Consider the following 22,976-nt stretch of genomic DNA (forward strand, 5'->3'; position numbering starts at 1 on the left):
GGCAGTCTCCAGGCTCAGCGTGCGTCCAGCACCAGTTCGAAGCTGGGAGCTCCGGCATCTGCGCGGGTGAGGGCGCCGCGCGTGCCCGTGTGCACGCCGGTGGGGGACTCGACGAAGTCCACGCCGCGCTCGCGCAGCGCTTGCACCGTGGCCAGCACGTCGGGGGCGCCAAAGGCCACGCGTTGCAGCAACTCTTCGGGGTCGGCTTCCAGCGCATCGACCAGCGGTTCGATGAGCTGCCAGTGCAGCGTGCCACAGGGACTGGCCAGGATGCGGCCGTGGGTGAGCACGCCAAACGACTGGTCCGGTGCCAGCTCGGCGAAGCCAAACAGTTCCCTGTAGAAGTGGATCCAGTCCTCCGCACGGCCCAGGCCGATGTACTGCACCACGCCAAACAGGTGCAGGCCCTGCAGCGCAGGCGGGCGCTGGTTGACGGTGGGGATGGGCACAAAGTCCACGTCGTAGATGGAGAACTCCTTCCAGCGGTCGACAAAGTAGATGCGGCTGGCACCCACCCCGTGGATGGCGGGGATGTTCAGCTCCATCACCTCGACCTCGGTGTGCACGGCCCAGGCGCCCAGTTCCAGCACCCGGCGGTAGGCCGCGGCCGCATTGCCCACGCGAAAAGCAATGGCGGCGAGTACCGGCGCTTCGGTGAGCGCGGGCGGGGCGTGCACGCCGGTGAGCTCGTTGTCCTGGTGGGCGTTGACAATGATGTTCATGTCGCCCTGGCGGTACAGCAGCACCTCGCGCGAGCGGTGGCGCGCCACGGGCCGAAAGCCCATGCGCTCCAGCGCCTGGCCCAGGGCCTGCGGACGGCTGGTGGCGTATTCGATGAACTCCACGCCCTGCAGACCCAGGGGGTTGGGCAGTTCGCCCAGCGTTTCGCGGGCGGCCATCATCGGGGTGCTCATGGTGTCGGCTCCTTGGGGGTTGCGGCGGGCAGTGGCATCAGCGCGTGCTGACCAGGCAGCGGAAATGCGCATCCATGCGCGCCGCGTCGGGCGCCTCGCCGGTGAACAGCTCGAAAGCGCCTACAGCCTGGCCCACAGCCATTCCGCCGCCGTCGGATACCCGGCAGCCCAGCGCGCGTGCGGCCTGCACCAGGGCGGTGTCGAGCGGGAAATACACCACCTCGGACACCCACATCGGGGGCCGCAGCAGCGCCACATCGAGTGGCAGGCCGGGCAGTTTGTCCATGCCCGTGGGCGTGGCGTGGATCAGGCCTGTGGCCTGCGCCATGGCCGATTGGATGTCGGAGGCTTCGGCCCGGGCGCCGTACAGCGCATTCACATCGGCCGCCAACTGCGCCGCACGCTCGGGTTGCGCATCGACGATGCTCAGGTGCTCGGCGCCCAGCCGCAGCACGGCGTGTGCAATCGCAGCGCCTGCACCGCCCGCGCCGAGCAGCACCACACGGCGCAGATCAGCGCCAGGCAGTGCGCGGGTAAAGCCCCAAGCCCAGCCCGATCCGTCGGTGTTGTGGCCCACGAGTTTTCCGCCCTGGATGACCACGGTGTTCACGGCGCCCATGGCGCGCGCTTCTTCGGACAGGCTGTCGAGGTGCGGAATCACCGCCTGCTTGCAGGGGTAGGTCACGTTGCAGCCCGCGTAGCCCATGATGCGCGCCGCCGACAACAGCGTGGGCAGATGCTCCGCCGAGGAAGCAGAGCGGTCCAGGTCGATGAGCTGGTAGTGCAGGCGCATGCCGTGGTGGCGCGCTTCTTCTTCGTGCAGCGCGGGCGACAGCGATTTCTGAATACCGGCACCGATCAGCCCGATCAGCACCTTGCGGGGGCTTGTGGAATACATGGTGGGCGTGGATGTGGTGACCAGGGGATCAAGCAGCTGGGTGCTCATGGGCAGGCGGGATACGGGGTGAATGCACGGCCGGACTTGGCGAGGCCACTGGCGGCCGTGCGGGGTTGGCAGCGTTGTGGTTATTTGCCGCCGCGCAGCTTGGCCAGCGTGGCGTAGACCTCTTTCACCGTCTCGGCGCCCACCTTTTCGCTGTGCTTTTCAACCACGGGCTTGACTTTGGCGCGCAGCTTGTCGAGTTCGGCTGGGGGGAACTCGGTCACCTGCATGCCGGCCTTCTTGAGGTCTTCGAGCGCCACATTGGCCTGTACACGCGAGATGCCGCGCTGGAACGTGGTGGCCTCGGCCATGGCGTCGGTCAGGGCCTTTTGGTCGGCGGGGCTCAGGCTATCCCAGAACTTCTTGCTCACGATGACTGCCTGGGGGTTGTACATGTGACGCGTCAGGGTCAGGTACTTCTGCACCTCGGCGAACTTGGACGACAGGATGGTAGAGACGGGGTTCTCTTGGCCGTCCACGGCGTTCTGCTCCATGGCGGTGTACAGCTCGGGGAACGGCATCGGCACGGCGTTGGCGCCCAGCGCGTTGAACATGTCGATGTAGATCGGCGACTGGATCACGCGGATCTTCAGGCCCGCAATGTCCTCGGCCTTCGTGATGGGGCGCTTGCTGTTGGTGAGGTTGCGAAAGCCCAGTTCCCAGTAGCCCAGGCCCACAAGGTTCTTGGCCTGCAGCTTGTCGAGCAGCTTCTTGCCGAAGGGACCATCGGTCACGGCATCGGCCTCTTGTGGCGACGCGAACAGGAACGGGAAGTCGTAGATGCCGAATTCCTTGGCCTGTGCCGACAGGATGCCTGCGTTGAGCACGGTCATCTCCACGGTGCCACCCTGCAGCGCCGACACGGTCTGCAGGTCACCGCCCAGCGTTCCGCCCGGGAAGAGCTTGACGGCAATGCGCCCCTTGGTCTTGGTGCTCACCAGCTCGGCAAACTTTTGCGCGCCCTGGGCTTGCGGATGGTCCTTCTGGTTTTGGAAGGCGAACTTGATGGTGCGTTCCTGCGCCTGCGCGGCAGGCAGCAGCGATGCAGCGACGAGGGCCGTGGCGAGCAGGGTTTTGAGCAGCTTCATGGGATGGTCTCCTTGGGTTTTGGGCAGGCAGAAACGGTACGTGCTGGAGGGCTGGTCAGCCACCCAACAGGCGCAGGGGCACGGTGACGATGGACGGGAAGAGCACCAGTAGGAACATGACGATGAACTGCGCCACCATGAACGGCATGACGCCCCGGGTGACCTGCGACATGGAAATGCGCCCCACCCCGGCCACCACATTGAGCACGGTGCCCACCGGTGGTGTGATGAGGCCAATGGCGTTGTTGATGATGAACAGCACGCCAAAGTAGACCGGGTCGATGCCCGCAGCCTTCACCACCGGCATCAACACGGGAGTGAGGATGAGGATGGTGGGTGTCATGTCCATCGCTGTACCCACCACCATCACCAGCACCATGATGGCGATCAGCAGCAGCGTCTGGTTGCCCATGAAAGGCTCCAGCATGCCGATGACAGCGGACGGAAGATCGGCCACGGTGATGAGCCAGGCCGACACCATGGCAGCTGCGACCAGGAACATGACCACGGCACTGGTGCGTGCGGAGGTCTGGAAGATATCCACCAGCTGGCGCAAGGTCAGCTCGCGGTACACGACCATCGCGACAAACAACGAGTACACGGCGGCCACCACAGCAGCCTCGGTGGGTGTGAACACCCCCATGCGCAGACCCACCAGGATGATGATGGGCAGGCCCAGGGCCCACACGGCTTCACGCAACGCCAGCAGCAGCTCGGCGCGCGTTGCGCGCTTCGGCGGCGCCACGTTCTCGCGCCGCACCAGCCACCACCACGTCACAGCCAGCGAGAGCCCCAGCAGCACGCCAGGAACAATGCCCGCCAGGAACAGCTTGCTGATGGACACGTTGGCGGCCACGCCAAAGATCACAAAGCCGATCGAGGGCGGTATCACTGGCGCGATGATCCCGGCGGAGGCAATCAAGCCCGCCGAACGCTCCTTGTTGTGCCCCGCAGCCACCATCATGGGCAGAAGCAGCGACGCGAGTGCCGCCGCATCCGCCACGGCCGAGCCCGACACGGCCGCCAGGATCACGGCCGCCATGATGGCCACGTAGCCCAGCCCGCCGGGGACATGGCCCACCACGGTAAGCGCCAGCTTCACGATGCGCTTGGACAACCCCCCCACATTCATGATCTCGCCCGCCAACATGAAGAAGGGCACGGCCAGCAGCGGGAAGCTGTCCGCGCCATTGATCACGTTCTGCGCGAGGATTTGCGCATCGAACAGGTCGAGATGCCACATCAGCGCCACACCGCAGAGGAGCAGAGCGAAAGCGATGGGGACGCCGATCGCCATGGCGAGCAGCAGGGAACCGAGGAAGATGGTGACGGTCATGGTGCGCGTTCCAGTGCAAATGGGGGGTCAGCGACGGGGGCCTGCAGGGGGAGTGCTGGCACTGGCGTCTTCCGTGCGGTGTTGCAGTGCCGCGAGTTCTTCGCTTTCCTGCACCATGACCAGCTCATGCTCGCCCAGTGGCACAAAGAGCGTGCGCAGCAGATCGCGCACCAGAATGGCAATGGCTGATGCGCCCATGAGCACACCGCTGGCGTAGAAGATGCCCACGGACGCCCCGGTCACCGGCGCCTCGGTGTCGGCATTGATCAGCATCTGGGCCCAGCTGCCTTTGAGCAGGAGCCAGGAGACATACAGCATCGAGATCTGTGCGAGAACCAGGCAGACCTTCTTGCCCGCAGCGGGCAGGCGGGACACCAAGACATCGGTGCCCAGGTGCCCATGCTCTCGCAAAGCCACCACGGCCCCCATGAAGGTCAGCCACACAAACAGCCATCGCGACAGCTCTTCGGACACCGTGATGCCCGAGTTCACCGTGTAGCGCAGCACCACGTTGCCGAACACCAGCACCACCATGATGGCCAGACACAGGCCGGAAAGCATGTCGAGTGCGCGGGTGTATCGTCCGAGCCAGCGGTCGGCCAGTGCAAGCATGGTGTCTCCAGTCGTTATCAGATAGTGGATTTAATTTTGTACGAACTGGTTAGTATTTGATCTAGGTGCAAACCCTGCTCGCGAACAGCGATAGGGCAGCACCGAGTGGCGCGGGGTGGGGCCGCGATGGATGGGTCAACCACGCCCGGCGAAGAGCGTCCTCCGGCTCATGGCCCTAAAGAACAGCAGGGTGCCAGGCGCGCAGCGCGCCGGCGGGATTCGATTCAGGGCCGCAGAAAGCGCACGATCATTTCAATGATCGATTCACGGCGTTGCGCCGTGGCGGCAGGCGTATCCAGCGAGCGCTTGAAGATCGCGCCAAAGGTGTGGCGGTTGGCCACGTTGAAAAAGCACAGCGCCGAAATCGACATGTGCAGATCGACAGGGTCCACATCCGGACGAAAAACCCCCGCCGCCACGCCACGCTGGTACACGTCGCGCACGGCATGGATGACCGGGATATTCAGTTCCTGGATCGTGGCGGATTGGGTGATGTACTCGCCCCGGTGCATGTTCTCGTTCATGACCAGGCGGATGAAGTCGGGATTGGCAAGCTGGTAGTCCACCGTGAAACCGACCAGCGTGCGCAGTGCCTGCTCGGGCGCCAGGTCTTCGAGGTGCAGCTCTGACTCAATGCGCCGGATGCGGCGGTAGGCGTCTTCCAGCACCGCCACATACAGACCTTCCTTGCTACCAAAGTAGTAGTAGATCATGCGCTTGCTGGTGCTGGTCAGTGCCGCGATCTCGTCGATGCGGGCCCCAGCCAGGCCCTTGTCGGCAAACTCTGCCGTGGCCACCTGCAGGATGTTGGCCATGGTGCGGTCTGGGTCGTTCACGCGCACCCGGTCGGCGCCCGGCGTGGCAGCGGCCTCGCGCGCGGCGCGCTGGCGGGTTGCCCTGGTACCAGCGGTGGGGGGTGGGTTTTGAACCATTTCGTTCATACGCCCGGGAGCATACGGCAAGCAGGGGACCGGACTGCACAAAGACCCGCGGCACTCCGCGGGAGGACGGGCTTGCCGGAGCCTTTCAGCAGCCGAGCGACGGGGTCAGGCGGGCTTGGTGTCCGCGAAACTCGGGCGCTGCATCAGCTTGTCGAGCAGCTTGCCCAGGTTGGGGTACTCGCTGCGCCAGGCGATCTCGGGAAAGCGGAACTCCAGCCAACCCAGAGCGCAACCCACGGCGATGTCCGACAGGCTCAGGTGGATGCCACTGCAATAGGGCTTGTCGCCCAGCCCCTGGCTCATGGACTTGAGGCCATCGTTCACCTTGAGCAGTTGGCGGTCGATCCAGGCCTGGCTGCGTTCGCTGTCCTTGCGGTGAACCCAGGTGGCTTCCAGGCGGGCCAGGATGCCGGCATCCATCACGCCGTCGGCCAAGGCCTCCCAGGTTTTGACTTCAGCGCGCTCGCGGCCCTGGGAAGGGATGAGCTTGCCCACGGGCGACAAGGTGTCGAGGTATTCGACGATGACGCGCGAATCAAACACAGCCTCGCCGCCTTCCATCACCAGACAGGGCACCTTGCCCAGGGGGTTGGATGCGGAGATATGGGTGTCGTCTGCCCAGACGTTTTCTTGCACGAACTGGTAGTCGAGCTTTTTCTCAGCCATCACGATACGTACCTTGCGCACGTAGGGGCTGGCGGTGGCTCCGATCAATTTCATGGTGTGTCTTCCAGTGCGCGGGGAATGCTGAACAATTCGGGTTTGATTCTATCGACAGCGACCCGGCATGAGGCTGACTGATGCGCCGCCCCCACAAACCCCGCCGACCCGCCCCGCCTACAATCGTGCGCCATGAGCCTGTCCACCATCACCGCCCTGTCGCCGCTTGACGGCCGTTACGCCCCCAAACTTGCAGCCCTTCGCCCGATCATGAGCGAGCACGGCTACATGCACCGCCGCGTGCAAGTGGAAGTGGCGTGGTTCATTGCCTTGTCGGATGCAGGGTTTGCAGAATTCAAGCCCCTCACCACCGGAGCGCGCGCTTACTTGCTGGGCCTGGTCAAGAACTTCTCTGAGGCCGATGCTGCAGCCATCAAGGAGATCGAGAAGACCACCAACCACGACGTGAAGGCGGTCGAATACTGGATCAAGAGCAAGTTCGAGGCACGCCCCGAGCTGGAAAAGGCCTCCGAATTCGTGCACTTTGCCTGCACCAGCGAAGATATCAACAACACCAGCCACGCACTGCAGCTGCGCTCGGGTCGCGACCAGGTGGTGCTGCCAGGGCTGGACCGCATCGTGCTCAAGCTGCGCGAAATGGCCCACGCCTTTGCCGACGTGCCCATGCTCAGCCGCACCCACGGCCAGACGGCCAGCCCCACCACCGTGGGCAAGGAAATGGCCAATGTGGTGATGCGCCTGCAAACCGCCTGCGACCGCATCGCCAGCGTCAAGATCATGGGCAAGATGAACGGTGCCGTGGGCAACTACAACGCCCACCTGTCCGCCTGGCCCGACTTTGACTGGGAAGCCTTCAGCAAGAAGGTCATCGAGACACCCGAGCCTCTGGGCCTGGGCCTGACTTTCCAGCCGTACAGCATCCAGATCGAGCCCCATGACTACATGGCCGAACTGTTTGATGCCGTCGCCCGTGCCAACACTATCCTGATCGACCTCTCGCGCGACATCTGGGGTTACGTGAGCCTGGGCTACTTCAAGCAGCGCCTCAAGGCGGGCGAAATCGGCTCGTCCACCATGCCGCACAAAGTCAACCCCATCGACTTCGAGAACGCCGAAGGCAATCTGGGCCTGGCCAACGCGCTGCTCAAGCACCTGTCCGAAAAGCTGCCCATCAGCCGCTGGCAGCGTGACCTGACCGACAGCACCGTGCTGCGCAACATGGGCGTGGCCCTGGGCTACGCCACGCTGGCCTATGCCTCGTTGCTCACGGGCCTGAACAAGCTCGAAATCAACGAAGAAGCCCTGGCCGAAGACCTGAACGCGTCCTGGGAAGTGCTGGCTGAACCCATCCAGACGGTGATGCGCCGCTTTGGTGTGCAAGGCGCCTACGAAAAGCTCAAGGAAGTGACCCGGGGCAAGACCGTGACAGCCGAAGCGCTGCACGGATTGATCCAGTCGCTGGAGATTCCTCAGACCGAAAAGGACCGACTGCTGGCGATGACGCCCGGCAGCTATGTGGGCAAGGCGGCCGAGCTGGCGCGCCGGGTTTAACTTCGTTGTGCATTCACCAGGCCCGAGATCCTCGCATCTCCCGGAGCTCCCGCTGCCCCAAAGAGCGCACCATCGCACCAACAACTTTGACGCTCTGCGAATGATGGCAGCGCTGCTGGTAATTTGGAGCCACCAGTTTGCGCTAATGGGGCAATCAACCCCACTATTTTTCGGCAACGAGCCAGGCGCGGCTGGGGTGGTGATGTTCTTCGCGATCAGCGGATACCTAGTCAGCAAGTCCTGGGTCGCTGATCCCAATGTACGGCGCTTTGCGATGCGCCGTGCCCTGCGAATCTGGCCGGGCCTGACGGTGGTTGTACTGCTCGCCGTGCTCGTGCTAGGTCCATTGCTCACCGAGCTACCGTTCGCTGCGTATTTGGACCATCACGAGACGCGCCAGCACCTGGGTAACCTAATTCTCAGCACCCACACCAGCCTGCCAGGCGTTTTTGTTAGCAATCCTCATCCGGGCTCGGTCAATGGGCCTCTGTGGACAATTCCCCTGGAGGTGGGCTGCTATGCGGGGCTAGCCGTTCTAGGAGCAATGGGAGTAATGCGCTGGCGCTGGGCACCGTTGGGAGTTTTCTTGTTACTTACCGCCTGGCTACAGTGGCGTTATCGTGGACCTACGTTTCCCCAGTGGTCATTCGCACTGCAATATGCGATTGTTTTTTCCCTAGGTGCGGCCCTCGCGCAGGGGGAACACTTTTGGCGACCTCGTCCGTGGACCTCCGCATTAATTTTCCTCGTAGCTTGCGGCGTATTGCTGCAGTGGGGCACACCGATTCTTGGCGGGCAGGCGCCTTTGTGGGCGTTGGGGGCACTCGCTGTCATCTGGGGCAGTTGCAGTACACCAGGGTTCGCGAGTGCGGGGCGCTTTGGCGATTTCTCATACGGGCTCTACATTTATGGTTTCCCTGTACAGCAGTTAGTTATCTGGAGCTTTGCTAATCAGCTCAGTTTTTCTAACGCTTTCACGCTGAGCGTGCTAGGGGCGCTCAGCCTTGCAGTTATGTCTTGGCATTGGGTAGAAAAACCTGCTCTCCGGTGGAAGCCACGTAAGCCTACTGCACCCTAGCCACTTGGCGGAGCGACTACGCACGGAAACCAGCGACGCGATTCATCGCCTTAGTCTCCATACACTACCTATCCCCTCTACAGCTTACATGGCAATCAAATCCACCATCTTCAAAGCGAACCTTGCGATCGCCGACATCGACCACGGCTACTACGCCGACCATGCGCTCACCCTGGCACGCCACCCCAGCGAAACCGACGAGCGCATGATGGTGCGGCTGGCGGCCCTGGCCGTTCAGGCGCACCAGCTCAATGACCTGTGCAATGGCGACGCCACACTCGCGTTCGGCGCAGGGCTGTCGGACCCGGATGACCCAGATGCATCGCTGACGGACTTTACCGGCCGCAAACGCGTGTGGATCGAAGTAGGGCAGCCGGAAGACAAGCCCCTGACCAAAGCCTGCAGCAAGGCTGACTCGGTGATCGTGTATTGCTTCAACCACGCGGCCGAGACCTGGTGGAAGGGCATTGAAACCAAGCTTTCGCGACTGGACAAGCTGCAGGTCTGGCGCATTCCGACCGAGGCGTCGCAAGCGCTGGCACAGCTGGCCGAGCGCAGCATGCAGCTGCAGGCCACAGTGCAGGAAGGATCCATCACCCTCAGCAGCACACAAGGCAGCGTGCATGTGGAGCCTGTACGCTGGAAGTGAGGACGTTTTTGGGCAAAATCCCTGGTAGCGCTAGAGGAATATGCCGCAATAGCTATTAAATATATAGCAAACCACCCAATGCCGTCAGTCGCGCGGCATGAACGCTCCGCAATTCCAGCACTGCTCAAAACCGCCTTCCACCAACTCGCCACAGAGACAGGCCCAGTGGCGCTGCGGCAGGTTGTGTAACTCTTGCAGCAAGGCTTGTGCACGCGCAGCGTGCTCTTCGTGGTCCAGCCAGATCTCGGGCAGGCACTGATCGGGTGGCAGGTGTCCGGCGGCAGCGCCCAGGTACTGGCGCTGCACTGAGGCCGTCATGCCCGCTTCGCACAGCAGATCCGCCCACAGGGTGGCGATGGCGATGTTCGGAGCTTGGGTCAGGCGCAGCATGGCGCCACCTTAGCGGTTTGCCGGGCGAGCGTACAGCCCATCGCCCATCAACCTACCCCGCCGTTGGCGCCCCTGGCGCGGTCACGCCCTCTGCAGCGCGCTCGGCATATCGGTTGAAACGCCAGGCCGAGTGCTCCAGCGTGATACGGCGCCACACCCCCCGCTTTTCCGCCGGAGTGAACGAGGGCCAGAATTGCACCTCGTCGAAGGTGCGCCCGCAGCCCTTGCACAGGTCGTCGCCTTGGCTGGTGGAGCAAATCGCGATGCAAGGTGTGTCGGGCGTCGTGTCGTACCAGGCCTGCCATGCGGCCATGGCTGCAGAAGGCAGGCTGTCCTCGTCGATCTCTGTGGTGTGCCCGTAGACCATCAGCGCATAGACCTCCCCCAGGGCCTGGACCTCAGGCGCCAGACCCAACCCATCGGGTGATGCGGGCGCACGGTGCCGCCAGTGATTGATGGCAGCTTCGATGTCGGTGATGTGGATGGCAGCCATGAAAGGGGGGACAAGGGACGCGCAAGCGCAGGGGCACAAGAGGGGCTGGATGATAGCGGCCCACCACAAGGGATGCTGGCAGTGGTGGTATCCGTCGTATTTCCCCGGGCGAGGCAGCACGCCCAGCCCCAGCGTGTACGCAGTAACCACAACACCCCGGCCCTTGCGCTGCCTCGCCGGTAATGTTCCAATCGCGGTCTCGAAGGGGAGTAGCTCCCGCCTTGCCAGCCAGCCCACCGCCATCCGGGCTTGAGCGGCACAAGGCATCGGATTTGTCGTCAATACGAAGCTTTGCTTCCGGCAATCCGGGTTCACGCGCAACCAGCTTGTGTAGAACTGAGCAAGACCTTTGATGGGCCCACCGTGGGCTGATCAAGGCCGTCCCTTCGCTTGCCATGTCTCCCCTGTCTGGGGCAAGCCTTCCTTGACCAGGTCACCGTAAGCCCCCTATCCCTGCGGGGGACTCGGCGCTACAGTGGCGCCAGGATCCTCGTTTCGCGCCACTGACATTGAGGAATTTATGGACTTTTTGGCTTCGCCCGAATTCTGGCTCGCACTCGGCCAGATCATCATCATCGACATCCTGCTGGGTGGTGACAACGCCGTGGTCATTGCCCTGGCCTGCCGCAAACTGCCCCCTGCACAGCGCACCAAGGGCATCATCTGGGGCACTGCGGGCGCCATCGTGCTGCGCGTGATCCTGATCGCCTTTGCGATGACCTTGCTGGCGCTGCCCTTCCTCAAGTTCGTGGGCGCGCTGCTTCTGGTGTGGATCGGTGTGAAGCTGCTGGCTCCCGATGAAGAGGGCCATGGCGACGTGCAAGGCAGCGACAAGCTGCTGGCTGCCATCAAGACCATCATCGTGGCCGACCTGGTCATGAGCGTGGACAACGTGATCGCTATTGCCGGTGCGGCCCAGAATGCGGGCGACCATTCGTTCCTGCTGGTGGTGCTGGGTCTGCTGATCTCTATCCCGATCATCGTCTGGGGGAGTCAGCTGGTCATCAAGCTCATGGAGCGGTTTCCCCTCATCATCACGCTGGGCGGCATGCTGCTGGGCTGGATTGCCGGCGGCATGCTCGTCACAGACCCAGCCCTCGCCAACCCTGACAAGTGGCAGTGGATGCTCAAGATGCCCGTCGATAGCGTGAGCGGCGAAGTCACCGATGTCGTGAAGTACGGGGCCAGTGTGGCCGGTGCGCTGCTGGTTTTGCTGGCTGGCAAGATCATCATGGCTCGCCGTGCCAGTGCCGGCTCGGCACCGGCCGGGCACTGACCGCTTCACGCGAATTGCATTGCATCTGAGGCGGCGCAGGGGGCCATACCGCTCCCCTGTGGCCAGCCTCACACCTGGAGGTGGGTATGGACAGAGTCATCGTGTATGTGGACGACGCAGCGTACGCACAGCAAGTGCTGGCACCCCTGTGTGGGCGCCCAGCCAGCGCACATACCCATTGGGTGCTGGTGGCGTGTGCGCCACGCATGACCCACCGTGTCAGCAAATGGGTGAGCCACAGCACCCGCGAGAACTGGCGTACCAAGTGGGCGGATAAGCTGTTCGCACAAATTGTTCCGACACTGCATACCCCCTCGGGAGCTGTAACCACCGTGGTGGCCAAGGGCCCGTTGGCCGAGCTCACAGCGCAACTTCAGGCAGATGCCGGCGGCATGGCGAAAGCACCCGTGGTGGACGCACGCCGGCCCAAGTCCGAGCCTGTGCAGCCCGCTGGCCGCGTGGACGGGCGCTGGTCGTCACTGTCGGGCACGCTAGGCAGCGTGCTCACCGGCTTTGGTGTGTTGTGGGTGCTGGCGCTCGAATAGGCCGGTAGGTGTGTGTGGCCAGGCAAGCCACATCCAGCGATTGCAGTACAGCAGGCCAGTGCTATTCTCCGGCCATGCGACTTCTTCTGAAATGGCTGCTCAGCGCTGCATCGCTGCTGTTTGTGGCTTACATCTACAGCGGTGTGGAGGTGAAAAGCTTCACCTCGGCGCTGATCGCGGCCTTCGTGATCAGCCTGTTCAATGTGGTGTTGCGACCGGTGCTGGTCGTACTCACGTTACCCGTCACCATCGTTACGGTTGGGCTGTTTCTCTTCGTCATCAACGCACTCATGTTCTGGGCAGCGGCCAGCGTTTTGGACGGCTTCCACGTCGCCGGTTTTGGGGCTGCGCTGCTGGGCTCGCTGATCTACTCGGTGCTGGGCCTGGTCATCGAATCAGCGCTCGGCGGCCTGTTCGCGAAGAAGTGACTCCATCGAGCGCAGACGTGTGTCGATGATGGAGGCCTCGATATGGTCCACTGCCGCACCGCCTCGGCGAGCCATATCCTGGCCGGCCTTGAACCGGTCTACAGCGGCGGCATAGTCATAGCGCGCAGCCTGCGCTTCTGCCTCCGCACGAATCGCCCTGAGCGCCTGGCCTTGTGCTTGCCAGGTGGACGCCAGTAGTTGCCACACAGTCGCATCCTTGGGGTGGGTTGCCAACCAGGTTTGCAAAGCTTGCGTGGCGTCCGCGGGTCGGTTGGCGCGCAACAGGGCTTGGGTACGCAGCACAAGTTCTGGCCTGCGCGCGTTGTTGCCATCTGGAATGGACGGCAGGGCCGCAGATGCATCGCCAGCTGCCAATTCGGTCTCTGCCACCAACAGGCGTGCGAGGCGATGCGCAGCGGCGTCCTGCCGCACCAAGTCGTCCAGTTGGCGCGCGATCAGACGCGCATTTGCCGCATCACGCAACTGGCTGCTTGCCAACGCCGCCGCATACAGCGCGCCGGCCCGTCGCGGCAGCGGCTGCGACTGAAACCCCGAGCCCTTGGGCTCCGCGATCCACTGGCGCAACGTATCCACTCCGGGGTTAGACAGCACACGCGCCCGCGCAGCCACCATGGCGTGTTCGCTGGAAACCTGCATTGCGGCGCCCGGCGCAGATGCTGCACTCGGAGGGATGCGCGACTGCATGTCTGCCATACGCTCCGTGGTCAGCGGGTGGCTGCGCAAATAAGGCCAGGACCCATTGTCATTGAGTCGATTGGCTTGCTGCAGCTTTTCAAACATGCTCACAAACCCTTGGGGCGCAAAACCTGCGGGGGCCATCAGCCCGTAGCCAATGCGGTCCGCCTCACGCTCCATGTCCCGCGAGAAATTGAGCTGATTCTGAATGGCCAAGGCTTGGCCTCCCACGACCAGGGCCTGCGTGGCGCCTGGGTTCTTGCTGGCGGCAAGTGCACCCAGCACCATGGCCCCCAGCAGCAAGGGCGTCTGCTTGCTCTGCTGCGTGATCAGTCGCGAGATGTGACGCTGGGTCACATGGCTCAGCTCGTGCGCCAGTACCGAGGCCAGTTCATCGCGCGTGGCCACCACACCGATCAACCCCAGATGCACCCCCAGGTACCCACCGGGCAAAGCGAAGGCATTCACCGTGCGATCGCGTCCCAGCAGGATCTCCCAGGCAAAGCGTTCGTCCAGCTCGGCACTGAGTTCTCCCCGAGCCTTGGCTGCTGCCAGGAGAGGGTGCCATATGCCTTGCACATAGTCGGCCACCACTGGGTCATCGACGTAGTCCGGGTCACGGTACAGCTCACGAATGATGCGATCACCGAGACGGCGCTCGGCGCTGGTAGTAAGGTCGCTGGTATCGCCGAGGGTAGGGAGCGCAGGCTGAGCAGTGAGCGCTGCAGGGTTTGCAAGCAACCCTACTCCCAACAAGAGTGCCGACAATACTTTGAACGTAATTTCACAGCACTTGTAGTGCATTGCTGCCCGCTCTCAGAAGGAGTCCAAGGGTAAAAAGCCTACCGGCTCCGCCGTCGCTGAATCTAATAACACGGTCCATGCATTATCTCGCCCCACCATCGGCAAGGAGCGCAACTGACTCAAGGGTCTACCTGCTTTGTGAACAGCGGCATCGATCAAAGCAGATTGATCAGCAAATCGCAAACGCAAGTCGGCTGCAGGTTTCGACGCTTCTAGGACCTTCGCCCGACTTTCGCTGTAAGGTTGCCAAAGGTCACCGCGTGCCGCTAGGGGAACTCCCCCCACCGCGGCCATCGTGGCGTCAAACTGCTCGGTGGCATCTCTGAAGGGGCGCAATGCAATCAGCGTCGGCCCCCTCACCGGCAGCACTTGTAAGGCAGTCGGTGCTTTGGCCAATTGGTCTGGCTCGATATCAATCGCATGGACAACGCTCATCCGCGTGTACTCAAATACCAAATGCACAGGCCGCGCCACAAACACTGTCCAAAGGCCATAAATTAAGGCGGCCAGCTGCAGTGCGCCAACCACCGCCAGGTCCATCACCAACTCTTTCTGACGCTTGGTTTTGTTAAAAATAACGAGCGTGATCATTGGCCCAATGATCACGTCAATACAGACCACCAGCAGAAATAGAGTGCGGCCACCAGAGACCTCTCTGTAAGGGAACGGATACCACAGCCCAAACACCAGCATAGCCGCCAGCAGCGCGACACACAAACTGGCTCCCAAATGAATGCCACAGGCGCGAAGGCGTTCTCTTAAGTTCTGCATGGCCGTATGATGCCTTTTGTTGGTCAAGTTTCACGATTGGTGCGTCGCACCATCTTATTTTTACCGCATGCCCGCTTTCACACACTTTGATTCCCAAGGCCAAGCCCACATGGTCGATGTAGCGGCCAAGCCCGCCACTCACCGTATTGCCATAGCCTGTGGACGTATTACGATGCAGCCAGAGACTCTTGCCTTGATCGAAACTGGGACCGCAAAAAAAGGCGACGTTCTAGGCATTGCTCGCATTGCGGGTATTCAGGCCGCAAAAAAAACCAGCGACCTGATTCCTCTATGCCATCCGCTGGCCTTGACTCGTGTTGCTATGGAATTTAAAGCAAATAGCGCCCATCAGGCGGTCGGTGGCTGTATTTTGTGCACTGCAACTGTGGAAAGCGTCGGCCCCACAGGTGTCGAGATGGAGGCGCTCACGGCCGTGCAAATAGCCTTGCTGACGATCTACGATATGTGCAAAGCCGTAGACCGCGGGATGTCGATCCACGACGTACGCCTTCTGGAGAAGCATGGGGGCAAGTCGGGGAGTTTTTTCGGTCGTTGATCGACAATCAAAAAGCCTCAGGGTACTGGCTGCTTGACAGACGAAGCCGACTCGGCAGGACTAGCCCACTCGTCAATCAGTCCCATGCAAACTGCTTGAGGTAGCAGCCAGCAGGCGCGGTTAGCCCACGCCTGGGCTTGAGCTTCTTTGCCGTTAAGGCGATTTGCGCCTATCACCTTGCGCAAGGCAAGAGGTGACGTGTTGTACATCAATAAAGCTTCCCAGTGGCGTATCTCCTCCTCTGACATACCGGGGCGGGGAGTTTTGCGCGCAAGCGCGATCGCTTCAGGCCAATCCCTCAAGATCATGGTTTCTGGCAAAGCCTCGTTGTGATCTCTACCAATTCTTGCTATCTGAAAGCGTAACTCGCTAAACGATTCCTCCACTTTTAAGTAATCGATAACGATAATAATCAAAGCAATTAGCAAACCCATGATAAAAAGAGCGGCGGCGCCTCTCGGAATTTCCATTCCGGTGCTTGCATCTTTATCCCCAACAACCGAAACCGATCCTGCAAGCACAAAAAAGGGCCACAGAAAATAACCATAATGCAGCGGAAACTCAAGCATTGCATGAATAATCAAAACAGCTATCGCCATTAATAAAATAGCCGCCTCAATAGTTTTGGCTCCTCGTACACGACGAAAAATCCACAAACACCCCAAACCAACAAAAAATATAGCGAAAGGCCAGCCTACCCACAGGGCAAGATCCAATATCAAATTGTGACTTTGTTCAAAATATGTTCCACCGAATGTAGTGCGGTATTTTTCGTAAACCAAAAAATATCCGGCATTAGATCGCCCCCACCCAAAACCACCCCAAGGACTCTGAAGACTCGCGTCCAGCGACATCTTCCAGAGAGATATGCGCAGCTCTCCAGCAGACCGCTCAACAATTGAAAGGGGTAGGTCCAGGCCAACCAATTTGGCCAAATAGGATTTCCCGAACAAACAAAAAATATAAAAGCAGAATAGGAGCGTAAGGGTTGTTATTTCAGATTTCCGCAAATATCTCTTTCCGAAGAGAAAGAGAGTAATCATCCCCAATGCCAGAGTCAACATGGCCGTGCGGGACTCAGTTAGAGCTACGCCCCACAGGATCCATGCCGCCAAGCAAACTGCCATAGCCCCACTCAGCTGGCGCTTGTTCCATGCCCACGCCACACCAAGCAATCCACACAGGAAAAGGGACGCGAGTTGATTTGGCTGTCCCATGTTTGCATAAGGTCGCGTACCTTCGGCAAAAGGCAGCACCCAAATGTCCATCAGTCCCATATCTTTGGCAAATCCCAGCCATTGATAGGTCGCCAACCCCACCGACAGTGCAGCAGCAATAGCCATCGCCGAAAAAACGTGGTTGGCAGCACCAAGATACTCATGCCTATTCCAATGGCGGGCAAGAATGTAGGCAGCTGCGGCTCCAAACAAATACAGCGAGCGCAAAACAACGTCACTAAGCAGGGGCAGCAGTCCGATTGAATACTGAGCCAAAGGAATCAATGCAAGGATGAGCAAAACCCAGCCGCCAGAATCCAACCGAATGGATTCCTTAGAAATATAGAGACCACGTAAGACAATCAGCATGAGCGCGAGAGCGACCCAAGCGTTCACATGGAATGCCAGCCATGGTGGGTAATGGTTGGGTAACAGCCATCCTGCCGCAAGACCAATAGTAAGCAACCATGCAAACAGGGGAATCTGGCGGATAGCAAAGCGCGTATTCATAACCAAGTACGGGATTTGAAACAAAAAAGAGGCCGCGGAGCGGCCTCTTTTGGCTATAAAACGGGCCTAAGTCTGATCTATCGGATCAGCCAGCGTTCTTGCAAGAACCAGGCAGGTACTTGGCAGGCATGGGGTTGTTCGTGGCAGGACCGCAACGCCATTCTTGGATGGTCTTGCCGCCATCTGTGGAGCCATTCACAGCCAGATTATTGATATACGGAACCAGCATAATGGAGTTTGCCGTAGTAGTGGTGTCCCCCTTCAGGGCGCCGTTGCTGCCGATCACGGTGATCACGCCGTTAACGTCAGACGAACCAGACTGGACCATCTTGGTGTTGGAGATGGAACAGCCGGAGATAGCCGATTGTGCGTCTTGATTCGGCGCGCTTTGCAGCGATTCAGTCACCGACGTACGGCATGCCGATGCAGCCAGGATCACTTCCGAGACGCGGGCGCGTACGGTGTAGTCTTGGTAAGCGGGCAACGCCACGGCAGCCAAGATACCGATGATCGCAACTACGATCATCAGTTCGATCAAGGTAAAACCCTTTTGAATAGAGCGCTTCATGAAAAACTCCTAGGAAAAGTTGCAAATGCATAACTTCTATGCAATCGCCGTGCCTGCTTAGAAATACCCGCAAGGACGGGGCCGTGGAGCGAAACGACATAGACTCAGCAAGCAATCCCCGCGAATCAAAGGCACCATAGACGTGGGGCATCTCTTCGGTCTTCCTCAGATACATCTAGTGTGTTCAGAACGCTGGCGAAGCTCAAACAAAGGTAAGCCCACGGCCAAGTTGCTTGCCAACAAACGATTGCCATTCTCTCAACCTTACATTTTTGTCTCTCAGTATTGTCACAACCGTGCGCATGCCGCTCACACCTGTATCGTATGTCCCGCACTCAACCAACGAATGTCGTGCGGGCTGTGAAAGGCGCTTGCGGTGTGGTCAAGCCGTTCTATCTCATCCATGATGAGTGAGGTCTCCGACGGCTTGGTGTGCGTTATGTAGATGGGGTAACGGTCGCCTGCCGGGATGTGAGCCAGTTCCTGCGCCAGGGCCTCGGGCGAGAGGTGTAGGCTGCGACGGGCCAGATCACGTTCACGATTGCTGAAGGCTGTTTCGATCACTAAACAAATCACCTTCAATGCATTGATGCGATTCCAGAATGGCAGATTGCGCTCGGTATCACCACTGAAAACCCACCAGCCGGTATCACCTTGCACCGCAAACCCCACGGCCGGGACGGTATGGTTGGCTGGTAGCACTTCTATCTGAACCCCTGCGATACTCAGTAAATCACCAGACCCAAAAGCTCTATACCGCAGAAATGGGGACGCAGCAGAAGGTATCGCGCTGAAATCTGGCCAGATAACGTTGTTGAACACATGCGTCTGTAGCGCAGCGATAGTGGCAGCCAAGGCGTGCACCTGCACCGGGCGACTGCGCAGCGATGACACGGCGTCGAGCATCAGGGGCAGTGCGGCGATGTGATCCAGGTGGGAATGGGTCAGCAGCACATGGTCAATCTTGGCCATCTCTTCCAGCGTGAGGTCGCCCACACCAGTTCCCGCATCGAGCAAGATGCTGTCACCAATCAAGAACGATGTCGTGCGACAGTCCTTGGCGATAGCGCCGGAACACCCCAGCACGCGAACCTTCATGTCGAGCCTTCTACTTGGTGTCGAAATTGGTGGCGCTATCCCAATCTGGGTTGAAAGGCAAATTACGCAGGCCTTCGACCCGTGCCGCGTACAACTCGTACAGGATGCTGTGGGGTCTAAGACCTCGCAACTGCCCCATCAGTTTGTCGCATTGTGCCCAATCTTGTGCAGCGTAGGCACGCAGAAAACCCTCCCACAAAGCCAGTTCTTCAGCGAGATCGGTGGGTAGCTGCCCCCGGGGTGCGAGGGGCTGGTAAATCGGCACGGCCTGGGCCTTGCCTTTGACACGTACGCGGTCCATGGCCTGCCATACAAACTGAGGGGCGAGCTGCATGGCAGATTCGCTCACCACGATCGAAGTACCGTAGTGCTTGGACAGCCCCTCCAGGCGGGAGCCAAGGTTGACCGCATCGCCGATGACCGTATAGCTGCGCCGGATGTCCGAGCCCATGTCACCCACGCACATGACCCCGGTGTTGAGCCCAATGCCCACCCCGATCTCGGGCAAACCGCGCTGGCGATGATTGGCGTTGATTTGCCCAATGGCCTGCGACATTTCCAGGGCCGCAGTCACTGCCAGTTTCGCATGATCAGGCGTGGCCACCGGAGCCCCCCAAAAAGCCATAACGCAGTCGCCCATGTATTTGTCAATCGTTCCCCGGTGGCTGCGGATGATGTGGGTGAGCTTGCTGAACACCTCATTCAACAAGCCTTGCAATTGCAGCGGTTCCATCCGTTCAGACATTGCGGTGAAGCCGCGCATGTCGCAGAACATCACCGTCAGCTCCCGGTTGGTGGCCTGCATGCTGTAGTGCTCAGGCTGCTTGACCATCTCGGCCACCAGCTCTGGCGGCACATAGGCGCTAAACAGCGCTGCGAGCTCGCGCTTGGACCGGCTCTCCACAAAGTAGCCATACGCCATGTTGAGGGCAAAGGCCAGCATAGCCATCACCACCGCAGTGGCGAGCGGCAACGCCAGCCCCTGCGCGATGTACATCCACAGATTGAGTCCTACCAGCGCACAAAGCACACCACCACTGAGCAAGACCGCAGACGATGCTGACAAGAGCGGCAAGGCAACTGCCAATAGCAAACCCGCGCACAGCAGCTGCAGCACATCAAACCCAGCGGCATAGTCAGGCCGAACGATGCTCTTGCCATCCAGGAATGCCGACAACACGTTGGCATGGGTCTCCACGCCTGGGTACGTCCTGCCCACCGGCGTCACACGCAAATCCAGCAAGCCAGGTGCTGTCGAACCTACCAGCACCAATTGATCCTTGAGTTGACCAGCCGGCAGCAAGCCATCCAGAACGTCCGACGCCGAGATGTACCGAAAGGAACCACCCTTGGCATCGCCCGGCCCACGGTAGGGGATGAGCGTGGCCAACTGCTGGTCCACGGGGAGCGCCAGCGTGCGACCATCTTGGCGCAGCACGATGCTTTGGAGCACATCATGCGTCCCGGACGGCTTGGAATTCACAAAGCCCGGGTGAATCTCTGGCAGACCGATGGCGGTGCGGAACATGGCCAATGCCAGCGATTCGTAATACTGCCCCTGGTACTCTGCCAACAGGGGAAGGGAACGAACAACTCCGTCCTCGTCCGTGATCGAGTTGAAGAAGCCTGCAGCAGGTGCCGCCTGGGTCAGGGACTCAATGTTGCTGCTGTACCCACGCCACGTAGTCGCCCCCAGAGGCAAGCCCCGCAAGCGCTCCACGGGCAGGGCGGGTTCTGGCAACATGCCTTTCGTGATGCCGTCGCGGTCTTCGCCCGAAAGGTAGTAACCCAGCACCACTGGCTGCCCGTGCAGAGACTGCGCAAAAAGAGCGTCATGGTCCAGCGAGGGCGCCAGACGTTCCAGTTGCTCTTTGAATGCCGACTGACTGCGTAAAGGGCCCTGCGCCAGTTGTTGCAGCGTAGAGAGGCCCGAACTTTCATCGGACTCGGCAAACAGAACGTCAAACCCCACCACGGCCACTTGCTGGCGCTCAAACAGCTCATGCACCAGTGCAGCCATCTTGTCCCTGCGCCAGGGCCATTGCCCCACGCGCCCCAGGCTCTTCTCGTCGATATCGACGATGACGATCCGTTCGTCCAGCGTTCGTGGCATGGTCACCCGCAAGCGGGTGTCGTAGATGATGTTATCCAGTCGCTCCAACACCTGCAGGTGGAGCACATCGGCCACGTGCAGCAACGCAAAAACCAGCGGTATCAGCGTGACTGCGATGCGTTGCCAACGTCGGAGGAACAGCTGCGACAAGGACTGCAACATAGGTCCACGCGCAGGAATGGGAGTGTCCAGTCAGCAAGGACCCGCAGCGAAGATGCGAGCCTTTTGCAGAGTATCAGCTTTGCTCGAACTGCATCTCGGTGCCCGCCAGCTCCAGGCGATCCCCGTGCTTCAGAGGAACCGGCGATGCACCAATGGCAGCGCCGTTGAGCAGCGGCATGTCCGGTCCTTCGACATGGGCCAAGACAAAACCCTGGTGCCGCTTGGTGATGGAAGCCACAGCCACACCCGGCTTGCCAATCGTGGTGACCACCTTTTGCAGCGACACTTCACGCCCCGCAGCGGCACCGGACATGACCCGAATCACGGCCGAAATCGGGGCTGGCGCGGGCGCGGCCGGAGCGGGCCTGGCAGCGGCGACCGCAGGCGGCACCATTCCGGGCTTGAAGATCATGGTCTTCTCAAAGTTCTGCCCTTCGGCGTCCTGGAGGAACCGAATCTTGTACTTGCCCACCTCCACCGTATCGCCATTGCGCAACTCCTGGCGCTTGACGGCCTTGGCGTTCACATAAGTGCCGTTGGTGCTGCCCAGGTCTTCAATCTCCACATCCTGTCCCACCATGTGGAGCACGGCATGCTCACCGCTCACCGCAAGGTTGTCGATCACGATGTCGTTGTAGGGGCGCCGGCCCAGCGTGGTCCGCTCCTTGGTCAGCTGCACTTCCTTGATGACAACGCCGTCGATTGAAACGATCATTCTCGGCATGATCCACTCCTGATGTGATGAATTGTTGTAGTTCGGGCCGTTCAAGAGGCCCCTAGCAATCGGGACATGAGGCCACGCTTCTTGCCCCCAGCGGCAGCCTGCACCAGCAGCACGCTCACGTTATCACGACCGCCGTTGGCGTTGGCGGTGTCAATGAGCAGTGTCGCTTTTTCCTCCAAAGGCATGGGCGCCCGCACGAGCTCCGCCAGATCCGAATCGGACACCATGTCGGTGAGCCCATCGGAACAGAGTAGAAACAGATCATTCGGCGCCACCTGAAACTCGTTGACTTCCATCAGCACATTGGGCTCCACACCCAAGGCCCGAGTCACCAGATTGCGATTGGAAGACATGGCCGCCTGCTGCGCCGTCAGCAGCCCCGCATCGACCTGTTCCTGCAACCAGGAATGGTCGCGCGTGATTTGCTGCAAAGCACCATCACGCAGACGGTAACAGCGCGAATCGCCAATATGCCCCAGGATCAGGCGGCTGCCGTGGAACACGGCAACCACCAGCGTCGTACCCATGCCCGCGTACTGCGGATTGGAGAGAGATGCCCCCAGAATGGCGTGATTGGCGTTTTCCACGCAGATTTCCAGCGCCCGGCGCACGTCCGTGGACTGAGGACTCGCGCCGGCTTGGGCCAACCAGCGGGCCATTTCGGTACGGATAAAGGTGGTGGCCATGCCACTGGCCACTTCGCCCGCGTTGTAGCCGCCCATGCCATCGGCCAATATCGCGACCTGCGCATCGCGGTCAACGGCTACCGCGTCTTCGTTGTTGGAACGCACGCGGCCCTTGTCGGTCCGCGCAGTGAATTCGTAGGTCATGG

General features: G+C 60.7%; 24 protein-coding genes. 7 read left to right on the plus strand and 17 right to left on the minus strand.

Translation table 11 applies throughout. The annotated features are described in order from the left end of the window. Nucleotides 1-14: 14 nt before the first annotated feature. The 7 genes from C8C95_RS08710 to C8C95_RS08740 form a co-directional block, all read right to left on the minus strand. On the minus strand, nucleotides 15-914 hold the full coding sequence (locus C8C95_RS08710) for a VOC family protein (protein WP_116750200.1): 900 nt from the start codon (nucleotides 912-914) through the stop codon (nucleotides 15-17). A 37-nt stretch (nucleotides 915-951) separates the two neighbouring features. Beyond that, nucleotides 952-1,860, minus strand: a complete 909-nt coding sequence (locus C8C95_RS08715) for a shikimate dehydrogenase (protein ID WP_116748309.1) — start codon at nucleotides 1,858-1,860, stop codon at nucleotides 952-954. Between the two features lie 80 nt (nucleotides 1,861-1,940). Next, the gene (locus C8C95_RS08720) at nucleotides 1,941-2,945 is read right to left on the minus strand and encodes a TRAP transporter substrate-binding protein (RefSeq protein ID WP_116748310.1); all 1,005 of its coding nucleotides are present in this window, start codon (nucleotides 2,943-2,945) and stop codon (nucleotides 1,941-1,943) included. A gap of 55 nt (nucleotides 2,946-3,000) precedes the next feature. Then, nucleotides 3,001-4,281, minus strand: a complete 1,281-nt coding sequence (locus C8C95_RS08725; protein ID WP_116748311.1) for a TRAP transporter large permease subunit — start codon at nucleotides 4,279-4,281, stop codon at nucleotides 3,001-3,003. Nucleotides 4,282-4,308: 27 nt separating this feature from the next. Beyond that, nucleotides 4,309-4,893: a TRAP transporter small permease gene (locus tag C8C95_RS08730; RefSeq protein WP_056056577.1), complete on the minus strand. Its 585-nt coding sequence runs from the start codon at nucleotides 4,891-4,893 to the stop codon at nucleotides 4,309-4,311. A gap of 224 nt (nucleotides 4,894-5,117) precedes the next feature. Then, nucleotides 5,118-5,834, minus strand: a complete 717-nt coding sequence (locus C8C95_RS08735) for a TetR/AcrR family transcriptional regulator (protein WP_116748312.1) — start codon at nucleotides 5,832-5,834, stop codon at nucleotides 5,118-5,120. Between the two features lie 105 nt (nucleotides 5,835-5,939). Next, a complete protein-coding gene (locus C8C95_RS08740) occupies nucleotides 5,940-6,554 on the minus strand; it encodes a glutathione S-transferase N-terminal domain-containing protein (RefSeq protein WP_056742845.1) in 615 nt (204 codons plus the stop codon). A gap of 132 nt (nucleotides 6,555-6,686) precedes the next feature. On the opposite strand from C8C95_RS08740, the gene purB reads away from it, so the two are divergent. The 3 genes from purB to C8C95_RS08755 all read left to right on the plus strand — a co-directional run bounded on the left by purB (nucleotide 6,687) and on the right by C8C95_RS08755 (nucleotide 9,793). After that, nucleotides 6,687-8,066: an adenylosuccinate lyase gene (gene purB / locus C8C95_RS08745; RefSeq protein ID WP_116748313.1), complete on the plus strand. Its 1,380-nt coding sequence runs from the start codon at nucleotides 6,687-6,689 to the stop codon at nucleotides 8,064-8,066. 52 nt (nucleotides 8,067-8,118) lie between these two features. Next, nucleotides 8,119-9,144 carry an acyltransferase gene (locus C8C95_RS08750; RefSeq protein ID WP_279323251.1) on the plus strand — a complete coding sequence of 342 codons (1,026 nt, stop codon included), beginning with the start codon at nucleotides 8,119-8,121 and terminating at the stop codon, nucleotides 9,142-9,144. Between the two features lie 88 nt (nucleotides 9,145-9,232). Continuing rightward, nucleotides 9,233-9,793 (plus strand): YaeQ family protein, encoded by a 561-nt coding sequence (locus tag C8C95_RS08755; RefSeq protein ID WP_116748315.1) that lies wholly within the window; start codon nucleotides 9,233-9,235, stop codon nucleotides 9,791-9,793. Nucleotides 9,794-9,877: 84 nt separating this feature from the next. On the opposite strand, the gene C8C95_RS08760 is transcribed toward C8C95_RS08755, so the two are convergent. Both C8C95_RS08760 and C8C95_RS08765 read right to left on the minus strand, forming a co-directional pair. Then, nucleotides 9,878-10,183: a hypothetical protein gene (locus tag C8C95_RS08760; protein ID WP_056056585.1), complete on the minus strand. Its 306-nt coding sequence runs from the start codon at nucleotides 10,181-10,183 to the stop codon at nucleotides 9,878-9,880. A gap of 52 nt (nucleotides 10,184-10,235) precedes the next feature. After that, nucleotides 10,236-10,676: a DUF3717 domain-containing protein gene (locus C8C95_RS08765; RefSeq protein ID WP_056056587.1), complete on the minus strand. Its 441-nt coding sequence runs from the start codon at nucleotides 10,674-10,676 to the stop codon at nucleotides 10,236-10,238. A gap of 520 nt (nucleotides 10,677-11,196) precedes the next feature. Here C8C95_RS08765 and C8C95_RS08770 point away from each other — a divergent pair. The 3 genes from C8C95_RS08770 (at nucleotide 11,197) to C8C95_RS08780 (ending at nucleotide 12,925) form a co-directional block, all read left to right on the plus strand. Beyond that, a complete protein-coding gene (locus C8C95_RS08770) occupies nucleotides 11,197-11,952 on the plus strand; it encodes a TerC family protein (RefSeq protein WP_116748316.1) in 756 nt (251 codons plus the stop codon). 86 nt (nucleotides 11,953-12,038) lie between these two features. Then, nucleotides 12,039-12,497: a hypothetical protein gene (locus C8C95_RS08775; RefSeq protein WP_116748317.1), complete on the plus strand. Its 459-nt coding sequence runs from the start codon at nucleotides 12,039-12,041 to the stop codon at nucleotides 12,495-12,497. A gap of 74 nt (nucleotides 12,498-12,571) precedes the next feature. Continuing rightward, on the plus strand, nucleotides 12,572-12,925 hold the full coding sequence (locus tag C8C95_RS08780; RefSeq protein WP_116748318.1) for a phage holin family protein: 354 nt from the start codon (nucleotides 12,572-12,574) through the stop codon (nucleotides 12,923-12,925). Here the strand turns inward: C8C95_RS08780 and C8C95_RS08785 are convergent. Both C8C95_RS08785 and tfpZ read right to left on the minus strand, forming a co-directional pair. Continuing rightward, nucleotides 12,893-14,425, minus strand: a complete 1,533-nt coding sequence (locus C8C95_RS08785; RefSeq protein ID WP_116748319.1) for a M48 family metalloprotease — start codon at nucleotides 14,423-14,425, stop codon at nucleotides 12,893-12,895. The two genes, C8C95_RS08780 and C8C95_RS08785, sit on opposite strands and share 33 nt — an antisense overlap. 12 nt (nucleotides 14,426-14,437) lie before the next feature. Beyond that, nucleotides 14,438-15,196 carry a TfpX/TfpZ family type IV pilin accessory protein gene (tfpZ, locus tag C8C95_RS08790; protein ID WP_116748320.1) on the minus strand — a complete coding sequence of 253 codons (759 nt, stop codon included), beginning with the start codon at nucleotides 15,194-15,196 and terminating at the stop codon, nucleotides 14,438-14,440. A gap of 67 nt (nucleotides 15,197-15,263) precedes the next feature. Between tfpZ and moaC the strand changes: the two genes are divergently transcribed. Continuing rightward, nucleotides 15,264-15,752 carry a cyclic pyranopterin monophosphate synthase MoaC gene (gene moaC, locus C8C95_RS08795; RefSeq protein WP_116748321.1) on the plus strand — a complete coding sequence of 163 codons (489 nt, stop codon included), beginning with the start codon at nucleotides 15,264-15,266 and terminating at the stop codon, nucleotides 15,750-15,752. 17 nt (nucleotides 15,753-15,769) lie between these two features. Here the strand turns inward: moaC and C8C95_RS08800 are convergent, their stop codons facing one another. The 6 genes from C8C95_RS08800 to C8C95_RS08825 form a co-directional block, all read right to left on the minus strand. After that, nucleotides 15,770-17,479: an O-antigen ligase family protein gene (locus C8C95_RS08800; RefSeq protein ID WP_116748322.1), complete on the minus strand. Its 1,710-nt coding sequence runs from the start codon at nucleotides 17,477-17,479 to the stop codon at nucleotides 15,770-15,772. Nucleotides 17,480-17,564: 85 nt separating this feature from the next. After that, nucleotides 17,565-18,047, minus strand: a complete 483-nt coding sequence (locus tag C8C95_RS08805; protein ID WP_116748323.1) for a pilin — start codon at nucleotides 18,045-18,047, stop codon at nucleotides 17,565-17,567. Between the two features lie 309 nt (nucleotides 18,048-18,356). Then, entirely contained in the window at nucleotides 18,357-19,145 is a 789-nt protein-coding gene (locus tag C8C95_RS08810; RefSeq protein ID WP_116748324.1) for a 3',5'-cyclic-nucleotide phosphodiesterase, read from the minus strand. A 10-nt stretch (nucleotides 19,146-19,155) separates the two neighbouring features. Continuing rightward, a complete protein-coding gene (locus C8C95_RS08815) occupies nucleotides 19,156-21,420 on the minus strand; it encodes an adenylate/guanylate cyclase domain-containing protein (protein ID WP_116748325.1) in 2,265 nt (754 codons plus the stop codon). Between the two features lie 73 nt (nucleotides 21,421-21,493). Further along, nucleotides 21,494-22,144: an FHA domain-containing protein gene (locus tag C8C95_RS08820; RefSeq protein WP_056056604.1), complete on the minus strand. Its 651-nt coding sequence runs from the start codon at nucleotides 22,142-22,144 to the stop codon at nucleotides 21,494-21,496. Nucleotides 22,145-22,185: 41 nt separating this feature from the next. Beyond that, complete coding sequence (locus tag C8C95_RS08825) at nucleotides 22,186-22,974, minus strand: Stp1/IreP family PP2C-type Ser/Thr phosphatase (RefSeq protein WP_116748326.1); 789 nt, start codon at nucleotides 22,972-22,974, stop codon at nucleotides 22,186-22,188. Between the last annotated feature and the right edge of the window lie 2 nt (nucleotides 22,975-22,976).

Origin of the sequence: Acidovorax sp. 99 (genome assembly GCF_003096455.1) — a bacterium.
GTDB classification, from domain to species: domain Bacteria; phylum Pseudomonadota; class Gammaproteobacteria; order Burkholderiales; family Burkholderiaceae_C; genus Acidovorax; species Acidovorax delafieldii.